This is a genomic window from Pseudomonas sp. BR20 (genome assembly GCF_050780135.1).
Lineage (GTDB): Bacteria > Pseudomonadota > Gammaproteobacteria > Pseudomonadales > Pseudomonadaceae > Aquipseudomonas.
The window spans coordinates 36,093-56,269 of the sequence record NZ_CP172012.1 but is presented as its reverse complement, the minus strand read 5'-3'; the positions used below and the strand labels follow the sequence as shown (position 1 = coordinate 56,269).

General features: G+C 64.7%; 15 protein-coding genes. 10 read left to right on the top strand and 5 right to left on the bottom strand.

Annotated features, from left to right (window positions below):
* The 10 genes from ACHPFG_RS00260 (at position 1) to ACHPFG_RS00215 (ending at position 14,262) form a co-directional block, all read left to right on the top strand.
* Positions 1-1,290, top strand: a complete 1,290-nt coding sequence (locus ACHPFG_RS00260; RefSeq protein ID WP_145337407.1) for a DotU family type VI secretion system protein — start codon at positions 1-3, stop codon at positions 1,288-1,290.
* On the top strand, positions 1,287-4,787 hold the full coding sequence (gene tssM, locus ACHPFG_RS00255) for a type VI secretion system membrane subunit TssM (RefSeq protein ID WP_431701301.1): 3,501 nt from the start codon (positions 1,287-1,289) through the stop codon (positions 4,785-4,787). The genes ACHPFG_RS00260 and tssM overlap by 4 nt, the downstream gene beginning before the upstream one ends.
* Positions 4,784-5,437 (top strand): type VI secretion system-associated protein TagF, encoded by a 654-nt coding sequence (tagF, locus tag ACHPFG_RS00250; RefSeq protein ID WP_131697662.1) that lies wholly within the window; start codon positions 4,784-4,786, stop codon positions 5,435-5,437. The genes tssM and tagF overlap by 4 nt, the downstream gene beginning before the upstream one ends.
* On the top strand, positions 5,438-6,157 hold the full coding sequence (locus ACHPFG_RS00245) for a PP2C family protein-serine/threonine phosphatase (RefSeq protein ID WP_131697661.1): 720 nt from the start codon (positions 5,438-5,440) through the stop codon (positions 6,155-6,157).
* Positions 6,154-9,165 (top strand): serine/threonine-protein kinase, encoded by a 3,012-nt coding sequence (locus tag ACHPFG_RS00240; protein WP_431701300.1) that lies wholly within the window; start codon positions 6,154-6,156, stop codon positions 9,163-9,165. The genes ACHPFG_RS00245 and ACHPFG_RS00240 overlap by 4 nt, the downstream gene beginning before the upstream one ends.
* Positions 9,165-9,869, top strand: coding sequence for an ABC transporter ATP-binding protein (locus ACHPFG_RS00235; RefSeq protein WP_431701299.1), 705 nt, complete (start codon positions 9,165-9,167; stop codon positions 9,867-9,869). The genes ACHPFG_RS00240 and ACHPFG_RS00235 overlap by 1 nt, the downstream gene beginning before the upstream one ends.
* A complete protein-coding gene (locus ACHPFG_RS00230; protein ID WP_431701298.1) occupies positions 9,869-11,053 on the top strand; it encodes an ABC transporter permease in 1,185 nt (394 codons plus the stop codon). Before ACHPFG_RS00235 ends, ACHPFG_RS00230 begins: the two co-directional genes overlap by 1 nt.
* Positions 11,046-12,755 carry a formylglycine-generating enzyme family protein gene (locus tag ACHPFG_RS00225; RefSeq protein WP_431701297.1) on the top strand — a complete coding sequence of 570 codons (1,710 nt, stop codon included), beginning with the start codon at positions 11,046-11,048 and terminating at the stop codon, positions 12,753-12,755. The genes ACHPFG_RS00230 and ACHPFG_RS00225 overlap by 8 nt, the downstream gene beginning before the upstream one ends.
* An 84-nt stretch (positions 12,756-12,839) precedes the next feature.
* Complete coding sequence (gene tagQ / locus ACHPFG_RS00220) at positions 12,840-13,763, top strand: type VI secretion system-associated lipoprotein TagQ (protein WP_431701296.1); 924 nt, start codon at positions 12,840-12,842, stop codon at positions 13,761-13,763.
* Positions 13,764-13,887: 124 nt separating this feature from the next.
* Positions 13,888-14,262 (top strand): hypothetical protein, encoded by a 375-nt coding sequence (locus ACHPFG_RS00215; protein WP_058424462.1) that lies wholly within the window; start codon positions 13,888-13,890, stop codon positions 14,260-14,262.
* Positions 14,263-14,377: 115 nt separating this feature from the next.
* Here ACHPFG_RS00215 and ACHPFG_RS00210 read toward each other — a convergent pair whose 3' ends face one another.
* The 5 genes from ACHPFG_RS00210 to exbD form a co-directional block, all read right to left on the bottom strand.
* Positions 14,378-15,778, bottom strand: coding sequence for an aminoacyl-tRNA deacylase and HDOD domain-containing protein (locus tag ACHPFG_RS00210; protein ID WP_431701295.1), 1,401 nt, complete (start codon positions 15,776-15,778; stop codon positions 14,378-14,380).
* A 77-nt stretch (positions 15,779-15,855) separates the two neighbouring features.
* Positions 15,856-17,931 carry an ATP-dependent DNA helicase RecG gene (gene recG / locus ACHPFG_RS00205; protein ID WP_431701294.1) on the bottom strand — a complete coding sequence of 692 codons (2,076 nt, stop codon included), beginning with the start codon at positions 17,929-17,931 and terminating at the stop codon, positions 15,856-15,858.
* Positions 17,932-17,939: 8 nt separating this feature from the next.
* Positions 17,940-18,860, bottom strand: a complete 921-nt coding sequence (locus tag ACHPFG_RS00200) for a hydrogen peroxide-inducible genes activator (protein WP_015886540.1) — start codon at positions 18,858-18,860, stop codon at positions 17,940-17,942.
* 142 nt (positions 18,861-19,002) lie between these two features.
* Positions 19,003-19,752, bottom strand: a complete 750-nt coding sequence (locus ACHPFG_RS00195) for a TonB family protein (RefSeq protein ID WP_431701293.1) — start codon at positions 19,750-19,752, stop codon at positions 19,003-19,005.
* On the bottom strand, positions 19,749-20,174 hold the full coding sequence (gene exbD, locus ACHPFG_RS00190) for a TonB system transport protein ExbD (protein ID WP_003195519.1): 426 nt from the start codon (positions 20,172-20,174) through the stop codon (positions 19,749-19,751). The genes ACHPFG_RS00195 and exbD overlap by 4 nt, the downstream gene beginning before the upstream one ends.
* Between the last annotated feature and the right edge of the window lie 3 nt (positions 20,175-20,177).

The window sequence follows — 20,177 nt, the reverse complement described above, 5'->3', positions numbered from 1 at the left end:
ATGCATCCCAATGATGACGACCGCACCCAGTTCATGCCGCGCCCGGGTGGCCGTGCGCCGGAACCCGCGCGTGCCGAACCGGCCCCGCTGTCGATGCCGGCGGCACCGATCCTCACCGGCAAAAGCCAGGGCCTGAACCCGCTGGAAAGTGCCGCCGGCCCTCTGCTGGCGCTGCTGACGCGCCTGCGCAACACCATCGCGCACCCGGCGCCGGCCAGCTTGCGCGCGCAGTTGCTGGCCTACCTGCGCCAGTTCGAAGAGCGCGCCGAAGCCGCTGGCGTGGCACGCAACGAAGTGCTGCTGGCGCGTTACGCACTGTGCACCGCCCTCGATGAGGCGGTGTTGAGCACGCCGTGGGGCAGCACCAGCGATTGGGGCAAGCAGAGCCTGTTGATCACCGTGCACAACGAAGCCTGGGGGGGCGAAAAAGTCTTCCAGTTGCTCGACCACTGCCTGCAAAGTCCACGGGAGCGCCTGTACCTGCTGGAGCTGTTGTACCTGTGCATGTGCCTGGGTTTCGAAGGGCGTTACCGCGTGATGAACGACGGTCGCAGCCAGTTGGAAGCCTTGCGTGAGCGCACGGCGGCGGCGATTCGCAGCGCGCGCGGTGACCACGAGCGCGAGCTGTCGCCGCATTGGCGCGGCGTCACCGTGGCGCGTGATCGGCTGGCGCAGTTCATGCCGCCGTGGATCGCCGTGGCGATTGGCCTGGCGTTGTTGCTGGCCTTGCTGTTCACCTTGCGCATGCTGCTCGCGGCGCAGGCGGAGCCGGTGTTCAAAAATATCCATGCACTGGGTGAGATCCCGGTGCAGGCCATCGACCGTCCCGTGGCGCAGCCCAAGGTAGTCGAGCGTCCGCGCCTGGCCGGCTTCCTGGCGGAAGACATCAAAGCCGGTCGCGTCGCAGTGGAAGACAAGGTCGACCGTTCTGTCGTCACCATTCGAGGCGATGAGCTGTTTGCATCCGCCAGTTCCAGCATCGTCGATGACTACCAGCCGCTGATGCTGCGCATCGCCGACGCCATCCGCAAGGTCAAGGGCCAGGTGCGGGTCACCGGGCACAGCGACAACCGCCCGATTGCCACGCTGCGTTTCCCATCCAATTGGGCCCTGTCCGAAGCGCGGGCCAAGTCGGTATTGGAGATCCTCGCGGCCAAGACCGGCCAGGCCGATCGCTTCAGTGCCGAAGGCAGGAGCGACACCGAGCCGTTGGCGACCAACGCGACTGCCGAAGGCCGTGCCCGCAATCGTCGGGTTGAAATCACCGTATTGGCGGAGGGCGTCGAGTGAAGGCGTTTTTCAGTTTCATGATTCGCTGGGTGATCCCCGTGCTGGGCCTGATCGCCCTGAGCCTGATCATCTGGTTTGTGGGGCCGTTGCTCGATGTGCTGGTGCCGGAGGGCCGGCGCTGGGCGCTGATCATCCTGGTGTTCGCGGTGTGGATCGCCTACCGCGTGTTCCGCATCATCCAGGCGCGGCGCCAAGCCGCCGAAGTGATGCGCAGCCTGGCTGCCGAAACCCCGGCCGACCCCAACAGCGTGGCCACCGCCGAAGAGCTCACCACCCTGCGCCAGCGCATGGACGAAGCCCTGGCGCTGCTGAAAAAGGCCAAGCTTGGTGGCGACGAACGCCGCAACCTCTACGAGCTGCCGTGGTACGTGATCATCGGCCCGCCGGGTTCGGGCAAGACCACGGCGCTGGTCAACTCCGGGCTGCACTTTCCGTTGGCGGCCCAGTTGGGCGCCGGGGCGGTGCGCGGCGTCGGCGGTACGCGCAACTGCGACTGGTGGTTTACCGACCAGGCCGTACTGCTCGACACCGCCGGCCGCTACACCACTCAGGACAGCAACTCCACGGTGGATAAGGCCGCGTGGCTGGGCTTTCTCGACCTGCTGAAAAAGCAGCGCTCGCGCCGCCCGATCGATGGCGCCTTTATCGCCATCAGCCTGTCGGATCTGCTGCTGGGCACCGATGCCGAACGCGCGGCCCATGCGGCGGCGATCCGCCTGCGTATCCAGGAGCTGTACACCCAATTGGGCGTGCGTTTCCCGATCTACCTGATGCTGACCAAGCTCGACCTGGTGCCGGGCTTCATGGAGTTCTTCGACAACCTGAGCAAGGAAGAGCGCGCCCAGGTGTGGGGCATGACCTTTGCCCTCGATGACGGCAAGAACAGCGACAGCCCGCTGGCGCACCTGCAAAGCGAATTCGCCGGTCTGGAGCAGCGCCTCAACGAACGTCTGGTGGAGCGCCTGCAACAGGAGCGCGACCCGGCGCGGCGCGACCTGATCTACGGCTTCCCGCAGCAGTTCGGCGCATTGAAGGACTGCCTGCAAAGCTTCCTCGAAGGCGTGTTCAAACCCAATGCCTTTGAAGAACGTGTGTTGCTGCGCGGCGTGTACTTCACCAGCGGCACCCAGGAAGGCAGCCCGATTGACCGCCTGATCGGCGCCATGGCCCAGAGCATGAACCTGGACCGCCAGCACCTGGCGCGTCAAAGCGGCACCGGGCGCAGTTACTTCATCGAGAAACTCTTCACCGCCGTGGCCTTTGCCGAGCGTGGACTGGTGGGTGTGAACCCGAAAGTCGAACGCCGGCGCAAGTGGATTGCACGCGGTGTACTCGCAGCCACCGTGGCCTTGGTGATCGTGGTCAGCAGCCTGTGGTGGGTGAGCTATCGCGCCAACCAGGCGTATATCGCCCAGGTCGACCAGAAGGTCGCCCCGCTGGGCCAGACCGTACAGAACCTGAGCCCGGCGCAGCGTGAAGTGCTCGCGGTGCTGCCGCTGCTCAATGCGGTGAAGCACCTGGCGGGCGATTCGCCGAGCTGGTCCGAAGGCCTGGGGCTGTATCAGGGCGATATGCTCGAAGCCGAGTCCGCCAGTGTCTATCGCAAACTGTTGATCGCCGTGTTTGCGCCGCGCCTGGTGACGCGCATCGAGGAGCAACTGCACGGCGGCGGCAACTCCGACTTCCTCTACGAAGGCCTCAAGGCCTACCTGATGCTCGCCGACAGCGAGCATTACGACCCGGACTTCATCAAGGCCTGGATAGCCCTCGACTGGGACCGCAACCTGCCGCGCGACCTGCCGGCCGATCAGCGCCTGGCGTTGACCGGGCACTTGCAGGCGTTGTTTGAACGCCATCCGCCAAGTGCGCGCCTTGACCCACGCCTGATCGACGATCTGCGTCGCCAGTTGCAACAACTGCCGGTGGCCCAGCGCGTCTACGACCGGGTCAAACGCCAGAAACTGCCTGAAGGCATCCCGGACTTCCGTATCAACGAAGCCGCTGGCCGTGATGCCGCGCTGGTGTTCAGCCGTAAAAGCGGCAAGCCGTTGGGCGAGCCGTTGAGTGGCTTTTTCACCGCCAAGGGCTATCGCCAGGCGTTTTTGCTGAGCAGCCTGAACCAGACCGGCACCCTGGCTGAAGAACAGTGGGTGTTGGGCCGCGAGCAGGCCGATCAGCAGAACGTGGTCAGCCTCGCCGCCGATGTGCGCCGCCTGTACTTCCAGGACTACCAGCGCCAGTGGGATGCGTTGCTCGCCGACATCGACTTTGTGCCGATCACCAGCGTGGCCCAGGCGGCCGATGTGCTGCGGGTGATTTCCGGCCCGAGCTCGCCACTGAAAAAACTGCTGGTGGCCGTGGCCAAGGAAACCGATCTGCAAGCTGAAGAACGCCAATTGGCCGCCAAAGGCGTGCCGGTGGAAGGCGGCGTCGACAAGCTCAAGGAGCGCCTCGGCAGCCTGCTCGGCCAGGAGCAACCGGCGGCCAATGCGCCGGCGGCAGCGGATGATCCGGTGACCGCGCACTTTGCCGAACTCAACAGCATCGTCAGCAAGAACGAAGGCGAACCGGCAGCCATCGACGGCCTGTTGTCGGACATGAACGCGCTGTATGTGCAGGTCAGTGCCATGGTCGGGGCCAGCGGCGATGCCTTGCTTGGCGAGGCCAAGAACCAGGCGGCGGCTGCAGCCACACGGGTCAGCCTGAACGCTGAGCGCCAACCGCCGCTGGTGCAGGGCATGGTCAAGTCGGTGGTCAACTCCACCACCAACAGCATGATGGGCGGAGTGCGTAACCAGCTGAACGCGGCATGGGTCAGCGAAGTGGTCAATGTGTACCGCCAGTCCCTGGCCGGCCGTTACCCGATGTCGCCGGGCAGCGCGCGGGATGCGACCTTGGATGACTTCGGCCAGTTCTTCGGCGTGGGCGGGGTGATGGACAACTACTTCCGCAAATACCTGCAGCCGTACGTGGACACCTCGGCACAGACCTGGCGCTGGCAGCCGGGCGCGGCGCAGAAGCTCGGGATTGCGCCGGGCGTGCTGCAAACCTTCCAACGTGCCGCAACGATCCGCGATGCGTTTTTCCGCTCCGGGGGTACCCAACCGATCGTGCGTTTCGAACTCAAGCCGGTGTCGATGGACCCGACCATCACCCAGTTCCTGCTCGACCTCGACGGCCAGCAATTGAGCTACGACCACGGTCCAAGCCGCCCCGTGGCGATGCAATGGCCGAACCCCGGTAGCATTGGCGTGGTGCGTCTCTCGATCATGCCGCCGTCGGCCAGTGGCCGCTCGGGCGTGACCCTCGACGGGCCGTGGGCCTGGTTCCGCTTGCTGGAACAGTCGGACCTCACCGCCGGTAACTCGCCGGACCGCTTCAACCTGCGCCTGCGGGTCGACGGTGCAAGCATCGCCTACGAGTTGCGCGCCAACAGCGCCTTCAACCCGTTCAAGAGCCGCGTGCTCAGTGGCTTCAGCCTGCCGGAGCGGCTATGACGACGCTGGGCTTCTACGGCAAGTTGGCCAGCCGCGGTGACTTCGTCAGCCGCGCTTTGCCCCAGAGCTTTATCGGCCCGTGGGACAGCTGGCTGGCGGCGGGGTTGCTCGCCAGCCAGAACAGCCTGGGCGCCGGCTGGCTCAATGCGTACCTGGTCAGCCCGCTGTGGCGCTTTGTGCTGGCGCCCGGCGTGTGTGGGCCGGACGCGGCGGCGGGCGTGGTGATGCCGAGCATTGACCGGGTCGGGCGCTATTTCCCGCTGGCGGTGGTCACCTTGCTTGATCACGACATCAACCCTGCGTCCCTGGTGGGCGGGCCGGACAGCTGGTTCGAGCAGGCTGAAGAGCTGCTGCTCAGCACCCTGGATGCCGGCGCCACATTCGAACGCTTCAACGCTGGCCTCGACGACCTGGGCTTGCCGGCGACAGAGCCGCGTGCGGTGGATAGCCGTTTCGCCGGCCTGCAGCGCGTGGCGGCCAGCGTGCCGCACCAGCGCATGACCGCGCTCGCCGAACAGGCCTGCGACGGTGCGAGCCTCTGGTGGGGGCGTGGTTCGCAGACGATTTCCCCTGGTTTATTGCGGTGTCAGGGCCTGCCTGCCGCTGGCGATTTTGCGCAGTTTTTGCTCGGACAAGAAGGTGTGGTGTAGATGGGGTCGACGTACAAATCCGCGAGCAAAAGCCATGTGGGCATGGTCCGCCAGGTCAACGAAGACGCGTGCCTGGACCTGCCGGAAAATCGCCTGTGGGTGGTGGCCGACGGCATGGGCGGGCATGCGGCGGGGGATTACGTCAGTAGCCTGATCGTCGACAGCCTGCGCAGTGTGCCGATGGGGCGCTCCCTCGATGAGTACTCGGCGGCCTTGCGCAATGACCTGATCCGCATCAACGCCGCCGTGCGTGAAGAAACCGCCAACCGTGGCGTGGCCATGATGGGCAGCACGGTGGTGGTGCTCGCTGCACGCGGTTTGCGCGGTGTGTGCCTGTGGGCCGGCGACAGCCGCCTGTACCGCCTGCGCGACGGCGTGCTCGAAGGCATCTCGCGCGATCACAGCTACGTGCAGGACCTGCAAGACAGCGGCCTGCTCAGCGAAGCCGATGCCCGCGTGCACCCGCGCGCCAATATCGTCACCCGCGCCATCGGCGTGGAAGCCCAACTGGAGCTGGCGGTGGTCGACCTGCTGATCGCTCCCGGCGACAGCTACCTGCTGTGCAGCGATGGCCTGAACAAAACCGTTGAAGACCGTGAAATCCGCGAAGTGCTCAGCCACGACGCGCCGGACGAAATCGTGCGCAGCCTGGTGCACCTGGGGCTCAACCGTGGCGCGCCGGACAACATCACCGCCATCGTCGTGAAGGTATCGGCATGAACATTGTGATTCCGGGCTACGACATCGAAGGCGAGATCGGCGAAGGCGCCATGGCCAGCGTGTACCTGGCGACCCAGCGCTCCCTGGAGCGCAAGGTGGCGTTGAAGGTGATGGCGGCGGCGCTGGCGGCCGACCCGAGTTTCTGCGAGCGTTTCCTGCGCGAGGGCAAGACCCTGGCGCGGCTGTCCCACCCGCACACGGTGACCATCCATGACATCGGCAATGTCGGTGAGCTGTATTACATGGCCATGGAATACCTGCCCAACGGCACGCTCAAGGAGCGCATCGCTGCCGGCCTGACGCCGGAGCAGGGCATTACGTTGATCCGCCAGATCGCCTCGGCCTTGGGTTACGCCCATGCCCAGGGGCTGGTGCACCGCGACGTCAAGCCGGCAAACATCCTGTTCCGCGCCGATGGCACGGCGGTGCTCTCGGACTTCGGTATTGCCAAGTCCCTGGACGACCGCACCCAGTTCACCCAGGCCGGTTTTGCCGTGGGCACGCCGAGCTACATGAGCCCGGAGCAGGCGCGGGGCCAGGAGATCGATGGCCGTGCCGACCTCTACGCGCTGGGCGTGGTGCTGTATGAAATCCTCGTCGGCAAGCTGCCGTACAACGGCAATGATGCGCTGTCCACGGCGCTGGCGCACCTGACCGAACCCTTGCCGGAATTGCCGGTGCACCACGGCCGTTATCAGGGCGTGCTGCGCAAGCTGTTGGCCAAGGACCCGGCGGAGCGTTTCCCGGATGCGGCGGCGCTGCTGCAGGCGCTGGACAATCTGCCGACGGACTCGCCGGAGGCCACGCTGGTGCGGCCGTTGCCGATTCCGCTGAGTTTTGACCTGGCGGGCATGACGCCGGTCACGATCGACATCCCGACCGATAAACCCCAGCCGCAACCGGTGCGCCAGCCGGTGGTGACGCCGACCCAGCATAATGCCGTGTCCGAGCAGCGGCGTGGACCGGTGTTGGCACTGGCTGCGGTAGCAGTGGCCGTCGCATTGGCCATTGGAGGCGGCAGCTACTGGTGGTTGAGCGGCAGTGATGAGCCGGCCAAGCCGCCGGCTGCCGTCGTGCCTCAGGCCAAGCCACCTGCGGCGGCAGCCGAAGTGCCCCAGGCAACGCCACCCGTGGCGGTGGCCGAAGTGGACGGCGGCCAACGTCCGTTGTTGATGGCCGGTAAGAAGACCCTGTTCCAGCGCGTCCTCAGCAAGCCCGGCGCCAAACTGTCGAATGACGCCGGCAGCGCGCCGGGCAAGGCCCTGCCGGCGTTTTCGGTGCTTTATGTGTACCAGCGCAAAGACGTCGACGGCAGCCCGTGGGTGCGCGTCGGTGCCGCCACCGATGGCCGCAGCGACGGCTGGTTGCCGGCCGCCCAGGTCAGCGATTGGAAGCAAAGCCTCGTGCTCAAATTCACCGAGCGCTCTGGCCGGGCGCCGGTGATGTTCCTGCGTCAATCCGCTGAAGTGGAAAAGCTGCTGGCCGACCCTGCCGCCGCCAAAGGCGTGTTGGCCAAGGCGCAGAAGAACCGCGAAGATAACGGCCAGGTCCTGGCCCTGGAGCCGTCCGCCAGCGCGGTGCCGCAGAACCAGTTCTACCTGCTGCCGATTTTCGACGCCAAGGAGAGCTTCGACGAGAACGGCCAGCCGGTGCAGTTGCTTAACATCGCCTCCATCGACCCAGGCAGCAGCGCGGCGGTCAAGCCCGCGACGCCGGTGATCAACGCCAATGCTGATGCCTTCCGCACGGCGGTGGTGCTGGTAGTGGACACCACGGTCTCCATGCAGCCCTACATCGACCAGATCCGCGACGTCGTGCACGAGCTGCAAACCCGCATCGCCGAGCGTGGCGAGCTGGACAGTGTCAGCTTCGGCATGGTCGGTTTCCGTAGCAGCATCAAGAAAACCCCGGGCCTGGAATACGTGGCCAAGACCCTGATCAGCCTCGACCAGGGCCGCGACCCGCAACGCTTCCTCGACATGGCGCGCCAGGTCAAGGCGTCTACCGTGTCCAGCCACTCCTTCAACGAGGACGCGTTTGCCGGCGTGATGCAGGCCGTGGACGGCATGGACTGGTCCGGCTATGGCGGGCGTATCATCCTGCTGGTCACCGATGCCGGTGCCTTGCGTAAGAACGACCCCTTTGCCGCCACCCAGATGAACGAAGCCGAAGTGCGCCAGGCCGCGCTGGGCAAGCAGATCAAGATCTACGCGCTGCACCTGCGCACCGACGCCGGCAAGAAAACCCACGCCGGCGCCGAGAGCCAGTACCGCATCCTCACGGCCGACGCCAACCCGCAGATCGGCGACCTGTACACCGCGGTTCCGGGTGGCGATGTACGCAAGCTGGGCGAGCGCGTCGACGAGATCGGCAGCGTGTTCGCCAACCTCGTGCATCAGGTGCGCAGCAATACCCCGCAACCGGTGCCGCTGCTGAGTGCCGCGCCGAGCCTGGCGGACAAATCCGCAGCGGTCGGCTATGCGATGCACATGGATTTCCTCGGTCGCAAGAGCGCGAGCCAGGCGCCGCAGCTGGTCAGTGCCTGGACCGCCGACCGCGACCTGACCAACCCCGCGCTGCCGGCGTTCCAGGTGTGCGTGATGCTGACCAAATTGCAGCTCAACGACCTGCAACAGTCGTTGAAACTGATCGTCGATGCGGCGCGCAAGACCCAGACCTCGCCCAAGGATTTCTTCCAGGAAATCGCCAGCGCCTCGGCCTATATGAGCCGAGATCCGCAGGCCCTGCGCAAGGGTGGCAACCTGGCCGACGGCGGTCTTCTTGGCGAATACCTGGAAGGCCTGCCGTACCGCAGCAAGTCGCTGAACATGACCCAGGACCTGTGGTTGTCGTTGAGCGTGGCCGAGCAGGAAGACTTTATCGACGAGTTGGATTCGAAAATCCGCCTCTACGAAACCTTCCACAATGACGTGGCCAACTGGGTCCGCTTCGGCGATGCCGAGCCGGGCGATGCGTTGTACCGCGTGCCCTTGTCGACACTGCCGTAATGCTGAACCTGAGCGCGGTGCATAAGAGCCGGGGGATCGGGAGCCAGCGTTACAGCCTGGTGATCCCGGCGCTGCACCTGCGTGCCGGGGAACAGTTGGCGATTGTCGGGCCGAGCGGGTGCGGCAAGAGCACCTTGCTGGACCTGTTGGCGCTGGTACTGGCGCCGGATCAGGTGGGTCGGTTCGACTTCAATCAGCAGGACATTGGCGGGCTGTGGCGCGCCGATCAGCAATCCACTCTGGCTGCGCTGCGCAGCCAGCACTTGGGCTATGTGCTGCAAACCGGCGGGCTGCTGGGTTTTCTGGATGTGCGCAGCAATATCGCGCTGTCCCGGCAACTGCTGGGCTTGAAAGACGATGGCAGCGTGACGCGCCTGGCTGAACAGCTGGAGATCAGCGACCAGTTGGCCAAGAAGCCGGCCGCGTTGTCGGTGGGCCAGCGCCAACGGGTGAGCTGCGCCCGCGCCCTGGCCCATGCACCGCAATTGGTGCTGGCCGATGAGCCGACGGCGTCCCTTGACCCGCTGAATGCCGAGCGCGTGATGCAGGCCCTGCTGGCCCAGGCCCGCGAGCACCGCACCGCCTGTGTGATCGCCACCCATGACGAACCCCTGGCCCGTGCCAGTGGCTTGCAGGTGCGGCGCATCAGTTGTCGACGCGACACCGACGGCGGCGTCACCGCGACCCTCGGGGAGGCGTGCTGATGCGCATCCCCCTGGTGGCGTCCCTGGCCTGGCAGGATTACCGCAACGATGCCTGGCTGTCGGCCTGTTCGGTGTTGGCGCTGGTGGCGGTGATCGCGCCGTTGCTGGTGTTATTCGGCCTGAAATTTGGACTGGTTAGCAGTTTGACCGAACGTTTGGAGACCGATCCGGCCACCCGTGAAATTATTCCGTTGGGCGGTGGTCGATTCAGCAGCGCATTTGTCGAACAGCTCGGCCAGCGCAGCGATGTGGCGTTCGCCTTACCGCGCACGCGGCAGATTGCGGCGACGGCGCAGGTGGGCACGCTGACCCTGGAAATGCTGCCGACGGCGGCGCGTGACCCGTTGCTGAACGGCCTGCCGATGCCCAAGGGCCTGGACCAGATTGTGCTGAGCCATACCGCTGCCGAGAAGCTTGCGGCGCGGCCGGGGGATTGGCTGGAGACCAGCTTTGCGCGGCAAGTGGCCGGGCGCGTGGAAGCCCAGCGCACGCGCTTGCAGGTACTGGCGGTGCTGCCGCTGGAAGCCTTCGCCCGGGACGGATTGTTTGCCGATTTGAGATTGCTGGAAGCGGCGGAAGATTACCGCGATGGCCGCGCGGTGCCGGCGTTGGGTTGGGCGGGTGATGAGGTTGCTGTGAGCGAACAGCGTGTGTATCCGGCGTTTCGCTTGTATGCGCGCAGCCTCACCGATGTGGAGCCGTTGCGGGTGTTTTTCGCCGGGCAGAATCTGTTGGTATCGACCCAGGCACAGACCATCGCGCAGGTGCAGTCGCTGAGCCGCAACCTGTCGATCGTCTTCTGGATCATCGCCGGGCTGGCCTTGGCGGGCGCGTTTGCGGCGATCTTCGCCGGGGCGTTGGCGGCTGTGGCACGCAAGCGTCGAGAATTGTCGGTGTTGCGCCTGTTGGGGTTTTCCACCGGCGCGCTGTTGCTGTTTGTGGTGCTGCAAGCGCTGTACAGCGCAGGGTTTGCCGCCTTGCTCAGTGCCGGGCTGTATGGCCTGGCCGAAACAGCTGTGAATAAACTATTTGTGCAGGTGCCGGGCGAACACGCCAGCCACCTGCTGGCGCGTCACTATGGCCTGGCCCTGGTTGCAGTCCTTGGCGTCAGCGCCGTGGCGGCCGCCTGTGGTGGTTGGCGAGTGGCGCGTATCCAGGCTTCTGAAGGAATCAGAGATGTATAAGTTACTGGGCGCCGTTGTGGCGCTGAGCCTGGCCTCGATGGCCTGGGCCGATGAGGCAAGCGACAAGCTCGACAACCCCAAGCCGTTGCCCGATGACGTCAGCCTGCCGCTGCCGTGCGAAGGCAATATGGTGTTCCGCTACGCCTACGTGCTGGCCCAAGGGACGTTGGATGACCGCGAGATCAGCCTCGGCTACCCCTTCGCCGAAGGCGAGGCGGGTTATCAGCAGTCGTTCATTTCCGGCTACCGCCGCGACTTTATCAACGGCCAGTTCACCCTCAAGGACTTGCCGAAAGACTGGAACAAAGTCATCGCGCCCCTGATGCCGAAGACCGACGCCAAGACCCCGCTCAAGCCCATGCTGTACTTCATCGGCAAGTACGAAGTGACCGCACGCCAGTACGCCCAGGTGATGGCCCAGGCGCAGTCGCTGGCCAGTGGCGAGCCGGCGCCTGCGTGCGATGCACCCTCCGGCATGGCCGGGCGTTTGCCCAAGGTGAAGCTGTCGCGCTTTGAAGCTGAGCGCTTCTCGGCGGTGTACAGCGCCTGGCTGATGAAATACCACCGCGACTTGCTGCCGGTGAGCGGGCGCGGTTCGTCGGCAGAAGATGGCGGCCTGGGCTTTGTACGCCTGCCCACCGAAGTGGAATGGGAGTTCGCCGCGCGTGGCGGCCAGGCGGTGAGCCGTCAGGACCTCGAAGGGCGCCTGTTTCCACGCCGCGTCGAAGGCAGCGACAGCGACGGCCCGCTGGCTGATTACGCGGTGTTCAACCAAGTCGCAGGCGGCACCGGCCAGGCCGCGCGCCTGATGCCCATCGGCACCAAATTGCCCAATCCAATCGGCATGTTCGACGTGATCGGCAACGCCGCGGAAATGGTCCAGGAATCCTTCCAGTTGGTGCACGCCGGTCGTCGCCAGGGCACTTACGGCGGCTTTGTGGTCAAGGGCGGCAACTACCTGGAAGGCGAGGGCACATTGTTTACCGGCATGCGCCGCGAATACCCGCTGTTCGCCGACGACGGCACCGAACAAAGCAATGAGACCACTGGATTCCGCGTGGCGATTGGTGCCTTGTCGGCGCCGCGCTCGCGTTACAAGGAGCTGTTTGCGCAATGGCAGAAAGAGGGCCGCCTGGCCTCGCTGACCGATGCCATCGACGACGCCCAGGACCCGACCAAGCGCCTGGACAGCATCATCGCCGCCAGTGTCGACCCCAAGCTGCAAGCCGAGCTGGGTCTGGTCAATGAAGAACTCAAGCGCAATGTCTCGCTGATCGCCCAGCAACGCGAAGAGGCGGCGGGCAACCTGATTCAGTCGGCCGCGTTGGTGGCCGAGACCATTGGCAACTACAACATTCGCCTGGCCAACCTGCAGAAGAGTCGCCAGCAGGCCCTGGACAATAAGGACGAGGCCAGCGCGGCGCTGTTTGCCACGGCCATCGACAACGGGCGCAGCGCCCTCGATGGCGCGGTGGCGATCTATATCGACAACCTGGCCACCGGCACGCGCTACACCGATGCGGTGATCCAGGCGCAGTTTCAACGGATCAAGGAAGAGTTGGATCGCAAGCCAGTGCTCGGCAAAAGCCTGGTGACGCGCGCAACACTGTTCGTTCGCCATGTCGGCAACTACCGCAAGCAACAGCGGGCCGACCCGGCGACGATCTTGAAGGAATTGCTCGCAGCGAGCGGTCAGCGCTGATCGCTGGCTGTATGGCGAGCTTGGAAGGGACTCAGGCGGCAGTGGCCGTGCTGGGCAAGTCAAACTTAGAAGAGAACACAACCTATGCTTTTTTCCCGTAAGGCGGTTTCCAAGCGTCATCTTTTGCTGATTGCCGCTGGCTTCAGCACCGTGTTGACAGGCTGCGCCACGTCGCCAGCCTCCAAGGTCGCGTCCAGCACCAAGGTCGAGTACTACCCCAACTGCTACGAGCCGGTGCAGCACTTGCGCGCCACCGACTCGAACATGACCAAGTCGGTGGTTACCGGTGCGGCCATCGGCGCGGCCGGCGGTGCCCTGCTCGGCGCCCTGACCGGCGACAAGGAAAAGCGTGGCCGTAACGCCGCCATCGGCGCAGCGGGCGGTGCCCTGGCCGGCGGCGCAGCGGGTTACTACACCGAGCGTCAGAAGCAGATCGCCGATGACAACCAGCGCATTGCCTCGTATGCGGCTGACGTGGACAAAAGCGCCTCCGACATCGACCGCAGCACCGCGTACGCCAGGGCGTCCCAGCAGTGCTACCAGAGCGCATTCACCAAGTTGGTGGCTGATCGCAAAGCCAAGACCGTCAACGACACCGAAGGCCGCAAGCGCCTGGCGGAAATCGTTGCGGGCCTGAAGGAATCCAATGACCTGATCGTTGCGGTCAACGGCAAAGCCGCCGAAGACCTGAACAACTACACCCAGGCCTACGAGAAAGACCTGCAGCAGGTTGGCGTGCAGCGTAACGACGTGGTCACCGTGGCCACCGCCGACACCGCACCCGCTACCCCGCCGGCCAAAGGCAAGAAAGCCGTCAAGCCGGCGAAAAAGAAAGTGCTGCCAGTCGTGCCTCAAGAAGCAGTGACTACCGAGAAGAGCATCCAGACCGTGCAGGCCAAGCAAGCTGAAAGCAAGCAGGTCGCCAGCGCCGGTAAAGCGCAGATCGAAGGCACTTGCCGCGATCCAAACCTGGCCGACTGGGCGCCGGTGCCTTGCCCTAACGTTTAAGTAAAATGCTGCTATAAGCGTCAAACGCCAGCCGATCTTCCGCTAATGCGCAAGATCGGTAGCGTTCTTTTTGCAATTCGTTAAACTGCTGCGGCCACTCAATAATTACACCGAGGCCGTGTGCATGAAATTTCGTCTTCTCCTGTGGGTGCTGGGCCTGATGATGGGCAAAGCCAGCCGCACCAATCCTGCCTTCCAGCAACAGTTGGGTGACAAAGACCTGGCGTTCCAGTTGCAGACCCTCGACGGCAAGGTTGCCCGTCACTTCATCGTCAAAGACCAACGCATCACCAGCCGCTCGGGTGTCCACCCGACGCCGGCGTTTGCCATCGCGTTCAAGGATGCCGCCTACGGCTTCGCCACGATGCAGGCGAAGAACAAGCAATTGGCGTTCATGACGGGGATTCAGGACAAGTCGATCCAGATCAAGGGCAACCCGGCGCTGGTGATCTGGTTCCAGGGGTTGACCAAGTATTTGAAACCGAAGAAAAAGAAGTAGGGCTTTCAGGTAGATCGAGTTGGATTCATCGGGGGCAAGCCCCCTCCCACACTTCGAATGCATTCCAAGTGTGGGAGGGGGCTTGCCCCCGATAGCTATCTGATAGGCGCCAGATTCAGCCCTGGCTGAACTGCGAGGCCAATTCGCGCAACAGCACCTCGGCATCCAGCACTTTGGCGACCACTTCCTCTGCCTTGTCACGCGTCAGCCCCAGACGCTCGAGCAGTTCGTCCGGGATGGTCTCATCCGGCCCGGAGCCAATCCCCCGGCTGCGCAACAGGCGCACGGCCAGACACACCAGGTTCGGGTACTCGGCGTATTGCCCATCGTAGGTCGGATCGTGCTGGAAGCGCAGGGCGGTGGACAGTTCGTCCGGCATGTCCCAGTAGCGCATCAGCCAGGCGCCGATCTGCTCGCGGCTGATGCCCAGCAAGTGTTGCTCCACATAGCTGTGGCACAGGTGCGGGTTGACCTCCAGGTGGCGGCAGATCAGCGAGAAGTGCGGCGGGAACACATGGGCCAGCAGCAGGTAGCCGAAGTTGTGCAGCAGGCCGGCGAGGTAGGTCAGGCCGGCTTCCGGGCGCTGGGCGCGGGGCATGGCGCGGGTCAGGCCCTCGATCACGGCGGCGGTGTAGATGGACTGGTGCCAGTACGGCGTGGCCTGGTGCGGGTGGTCCTTGGGCAGGCTCAAGGTCTTGCCCAGGGCCAGGCCCAGTGCGAGGTTGATCACCAGGTCAAAACCCAGCACGCGCACGATGGCGTCTTCCACCGAGCGGATCTTGCCCGGCGATGCGTAATAAGGCGACGCGGCCCAGCTCACCACTTGGGCAGCCAGGGCCGGATCGGTTTCGACCACGCTGGTGATGTCGTCGATAGTGGCATTGGGGTCGACGCGCAGCTTGATGATCTTCTGTGCGGTGTCGGCCAGCGGGGGAATCTCGATGGTCGCTTCCAGGCGTTGCTGGATGCGACGGGCGGTGAACGCCTGCATCGCCTGGGTGATTTCCTCACGGTCATCATTGGGGCGGTCGAGGTTCGGGCGGATATTGCTCAGTGGCTCACCGAACTGGGCGGCGCTGGCCTTGGTGAGCATGGTCTTGAAGGCGTCGCTGGCGATTTCCAGCAGCAGCCCGGCTTCACCCGAATGCACCAGCAGGCTCGGTTCATTGAGCAGGCTGCCTTCGTACAGGCACGGCGAACTGGTGAGTGCCGGCAGCCCCGGCAGCAGGCTCAGGTCGTGCTTGCCCAGCATGCGCGCGACGCGATCCGGCGCCACGGCCGTAAGGCGGCGACCCGTGAGTTCGGTGAGGCGGTTGAGGTCCAGCAGCTGGCTCTGCGGGAACAGCACCATCAGGGCGCCCACCGCGTCTTCCAGCAATACGACCTGGACTTTTTGCGCAGGATTCAGGCCCGGATGTTCGATGACTTCCGTGTAGCTGATGGCGAGTTTTGCGAGCAAAGCCCGAATGACCGGCGGGGCGGTCAGTGGGGCTGTGGCGTGGGCAACTTCTGACATGGCCTGATCCAATTTCCTACATTCACCGAAGTATAACCAGCTTGATACAACTGTAGGTCGGATAAGTGCGCCAAGCGTCACACTTGGCCGTATTGCTGCCCATGACGAAGCCAGCGATCCAGCAGCGGGCTGACGTGATCCGGCCAACGCTCCAGCAGTGCTTGCGCCGCGTCGCGCACGGCGGGCAGCAGGTCGGCGTCGCGCATCAGGTCGGCGACCTTGAATTGCAACAGGCCGGTCTGGCGGGTACCGAGCATTTCACCCGGGCCGCGCAGCTCGAGGTCTTTTTCGGCGATGACAAAACCGTCGTTGGTTTCGCGCATGATCCCCAGGCGCTGGCGGCCGATCTGCGACAACGGCGGGTGGTAGAGCAGCACGCAGTGGCTGGCGGCGCTGCCCCGGCCGACGCGGCCGCGCAGTTGGTGCAATTGCGCAAGGCCCAGGCGCTCGGGGTTTTCGATGATCATCAGGCTGGCGTTGGGCACGTCCACGCCCACTTCAATCACGGTGGTAGCGACCAGCAGTTGCAGGTTGCCGGCCTTGAATTCAGCCATCACCGCCGCCTTTTCCACAGGCTTCATGCGCCCGTGGATCAGCCCGACCTTGAGTTCGCCCAAGGCGCTGGTGAGGTCTTCATAGGTGGTCTCGGCGGCCTGGCAGGTCAGCTCCTCGGACTCTTCGATCAGCGTGCACACCCAGTACGCCTGACGGCCTTCGGCGCAGGCGCCGCGTACCCGTTCGATCACTTCGACCCGGCGCGTATCGGTGACCAGCACGGTGTTGACCGGTGTGCGGCCGGGGGGCAGTTCGTCGAGGATCGAGGTGTCGAGGTCGGCGTAGGCGCTCATGGCCAGGGTGCGCGGGATCGGGGTGGCGGTCATGATCAACTGGTGCGGGTTCATGCGCCCGCCCACGCCTTTCTGACGCAGGGCCAGGCGCTGCTGCACGCCGAAGCGATGCTGTTCGTCGATGATCACCAGGGCCAGGTTCTTGAACTGGACTTCGTCCTGGAACAGCGCATGGGTGCCCACCACCATCGGTGCGCCGCCGGCGATCTGCTCCAGCGCCGCTGCACGCGTCTTGCCCTTGAGCTTGCCGGCCAGCCATGCGACTTCCAGGCCCAGGGGCTCGAGCCAGCGCTTGAACGTGATGAAGTGCTGCTCGGCAAGGATCTCGGTGGGCGCCATCAGCGCCACCTGGTAACCGGCTTCCAGGGCCTGCAGGGCGGCGAGGGCGGCGACCACGGTTTTGCCCGCGCCTACGTCGCCCTGGATCAGGCGCAGCATCGGCTCGTGCTGACTGAGGTCGTAGGCGATTTCATTGCCCACGCGTTGCTGGGCGCCCGTCGGCGCAAAGCCGAGGTTGGCCAGGTATTGCGCAGGCAGGCGCGTGGCCTTGGGCATGGCCGGCGCACGCAGGGAGCGCATGCTTTCGCGCAGGCGTTGCTGGGACAGTTGGTGAGTCAGCAGTTCTTCGAACGCCAGGCGGTGCTGGGCCCAGTGATGACCGAGGGCCAACTCGTCGACATCGGCATCCGCGGGTGGGTGATGCAGGTAGCGGATCGCATCGGCCAGCGGTGCCAGTTGGTAGTCGCGGGCCAGTTCCAGGGGCAGCCAGTCGGGCAGGCTCTGCGGACCGAGCATGCCCAGGGTCTGCATGCACAATTGGCGCAGGCGCTGTTGGGTCAGGCCTTCGGTGAGCGGGTAGATCGGCGTGAGGGTGGTGTCCACCGGCGGCGGTTCATCGCCGGTAATGGCGCGGTACTCCGGGTGGTAGATCTCCAGGCCCGAGGCGCCGGGGCGGGCTTCGCCGTAGCAGCGCACGCGGGTGCCACGCTTGAGGCCTTCCTTCTGCGCATTGCTGAAATGGTAGAAGCGCAGGCTCAGGCCACCGGTGCCGTCCTGCAGGCGCACCACCAGGCTGCGGCGCTTGCCCATCACCACGTCGGCGCCGCTGACGGTGCCTTCGACCACCGCATCCTGCCCCGGACGCAGTTGACCGATGGGCACCACGCGGGTGCGATCCTGATAGCGCAGGGGCAGGTGAAACAACACGTCCTGGAGGTTTTCCAGACCGACCTTGGCCAGCTTCTCGGCCATGGCCTCACCGACACCCTTGAGTGCCGTCACCGACACCTGCGACAGCTCAGTCATACGTTTACTTAGCTCGCAGCAGGCGGCTTGGCCACCGAACACAGGCGGATCGAGTCGGCGAGGATCTCAATCGCTTTGGGCCGTGGGAAGCTGGCGCGCCAGGCGATCGCCACGGTACGGAACGGCACTGGCGGCGTGAGTGGACGCACTTCGATCACGCCGGGGGCGTAGTGATGGCTGTCCACCGCCGACAGCGGCAGGATCGAGATGCCCAGGCCAGAGGCGACCATATGGCGGATGGTTTCCAGGGAGCTGGATTCCACCGTGGTGTGCTTGGCGCCGTCGTTGCCCTTGGTCAGGGTCGGGCAGGCTTCCAGCACCTGGTCGCGGAAGCAGTGGCCTTCGCCGAGCAGCAGCAGGCTCTTGTCGTTGAGCAGGCCGGCGTCGATGGTGTCTTTCTGTGTCCACGGGTGGGAGGCGGGCATCAGCACGTAGAACGGCTCGTCGTAGAGCGGCAGGGTCAACACATCCGCTTCGTTGAACGGCAGGGCGATGATGATCGCGTCCAGCTCGCCGTTGCGCAGTTTGTCGCGCAGCACGTGGGTGAAGTTTTCTTCGATATACAACGGCATCTGCGGTGCGACGCGGTGCAGTTGCGGGATCAGGTGCGGGAACAGGTACGGGCCGACGGTATAGATGGCGCCGACTTTCAGCGGCGCGGTCAGCTGGTTCTTACCGGCCTGGGCCAGTTCGCGAATGCTCTGGGCTTGCTCCAGCACCTTCTGGGCCTGGGCAACGATGCCTTCGCCCACCGGGGTAAGGCGCACGGCGCTTTTGCTGCGCTCGAAAATCAGCACACCGAGTTCGTCTTCAAGCTTTTTCACGCCCACCGACAGCGTCGGCTGGCTGACGTGGCAACGCTCGGCCGCGTGGCCAAAGTGTTGCTCTTGGGCGAGGGTAACGATGTAGCGTAATTCTGTAAGAGTCATAGCGGGCGTCCATGAGGTTGCGGGCCAAGCATACCGGCTGCAATCGATAGACGCACGTTATCAGAACTTTGCTTGGGATTGAGGGGGGAATACGCGGGATTTTGCTGAGAGTGGCGAGGGGTGTCCCTCGCCACCTTCATTTTCAGCGACGACGTTTTTCGATGTTGTACACGAACGGTGCAACGATCTCGATGCTGCCGCCTTTGAGCATATCGGCCGGTGGCTTGGGCAGCGGCTGGGCACGACGGATCATGTCCAGGGTGGCGCGGTCCAGGTCGGCGTTGCCGGAACGGCCCACCAACTCGTAGGACAGCACGTTACCGTCGGCATCCACGACGAACTTCAGGCGGTTCAGGCCTTCCTTGCCACGGGCCTGGGCACCTGGCGGGTACTTCTTGTACTTCTGCAAGTGTGCCAGCAGGGTACCTTCCCAGGACGCTTTGGCGGCGATCTGCTGCGGCGATGGGCCGGGAGCCGGCTGGGCCGATTTTTCAGCCGGTGCTTTGGTTGGCGGAGCATCGCTCGGCGGTTCCTCGGAGGGTTTCTCCTTGGGCGGCTCGATCTTTTTCTCCACCGGCTTTGGCGGTTGCGGCTTGGGCTTTGGCTTGACCGGTTTGGGCACCTGGATCGTTGGCTTGGGGGCCTCGGCCAGTTTTGGCAGGGGCAGCTCTTCCACCGGTGCAGGCGGTTGCGGTGGCGTTACCACTTTCGGCGGCGCCGGCGGCGGGGGGGCAGGCATCGGGGCCAGGTCGATGACCATGGCTGCCGGCGGCAACTGCACCGTGTGCGGCGCCGACCAGTGGAGCGCGATGGCAATTGCGACGGCATGCACGCCCAGCACGACGGCGAGGCTGGTGCCATAACGCGTCAGTTTGTGGCGCGTCGTGATCATTTCTTGGCTGCCGTCTCAAGTCCGACCAGGCCGACCTTGAGGTAGCCGGCTGCCCGCAGGGCATCCATCACGCTCATCAGGTCGCCGTAGTCCACGCCCTTGTCGGCCTGGAAGAAGATCGTCGTGTCCTTCTTGCCTTGGGTCTTGGCATCGAGCACCGGCCCCAGGGTTTCGGCTTTGACTTCTTCTTCGCCCAGGAACAGGCGTTGGTCCGCCTTGACGCTGAGGAAGATCGGTTTCTCCGGCCGCGGCGCAGGCTTGGCGCTGGAGGCGGGCAGGTCAACCTTGATATCCACGGTGGCCAACGGTGCTGCCACCATGAAGATGATCAACAGCACCAGCATCACGTCGATAAACGGTGTGACGTTGATTTCGTGGTTCTCGACGAGTTCGTCGTCGCCTTGATTCAAATGCAGGCCCATGGC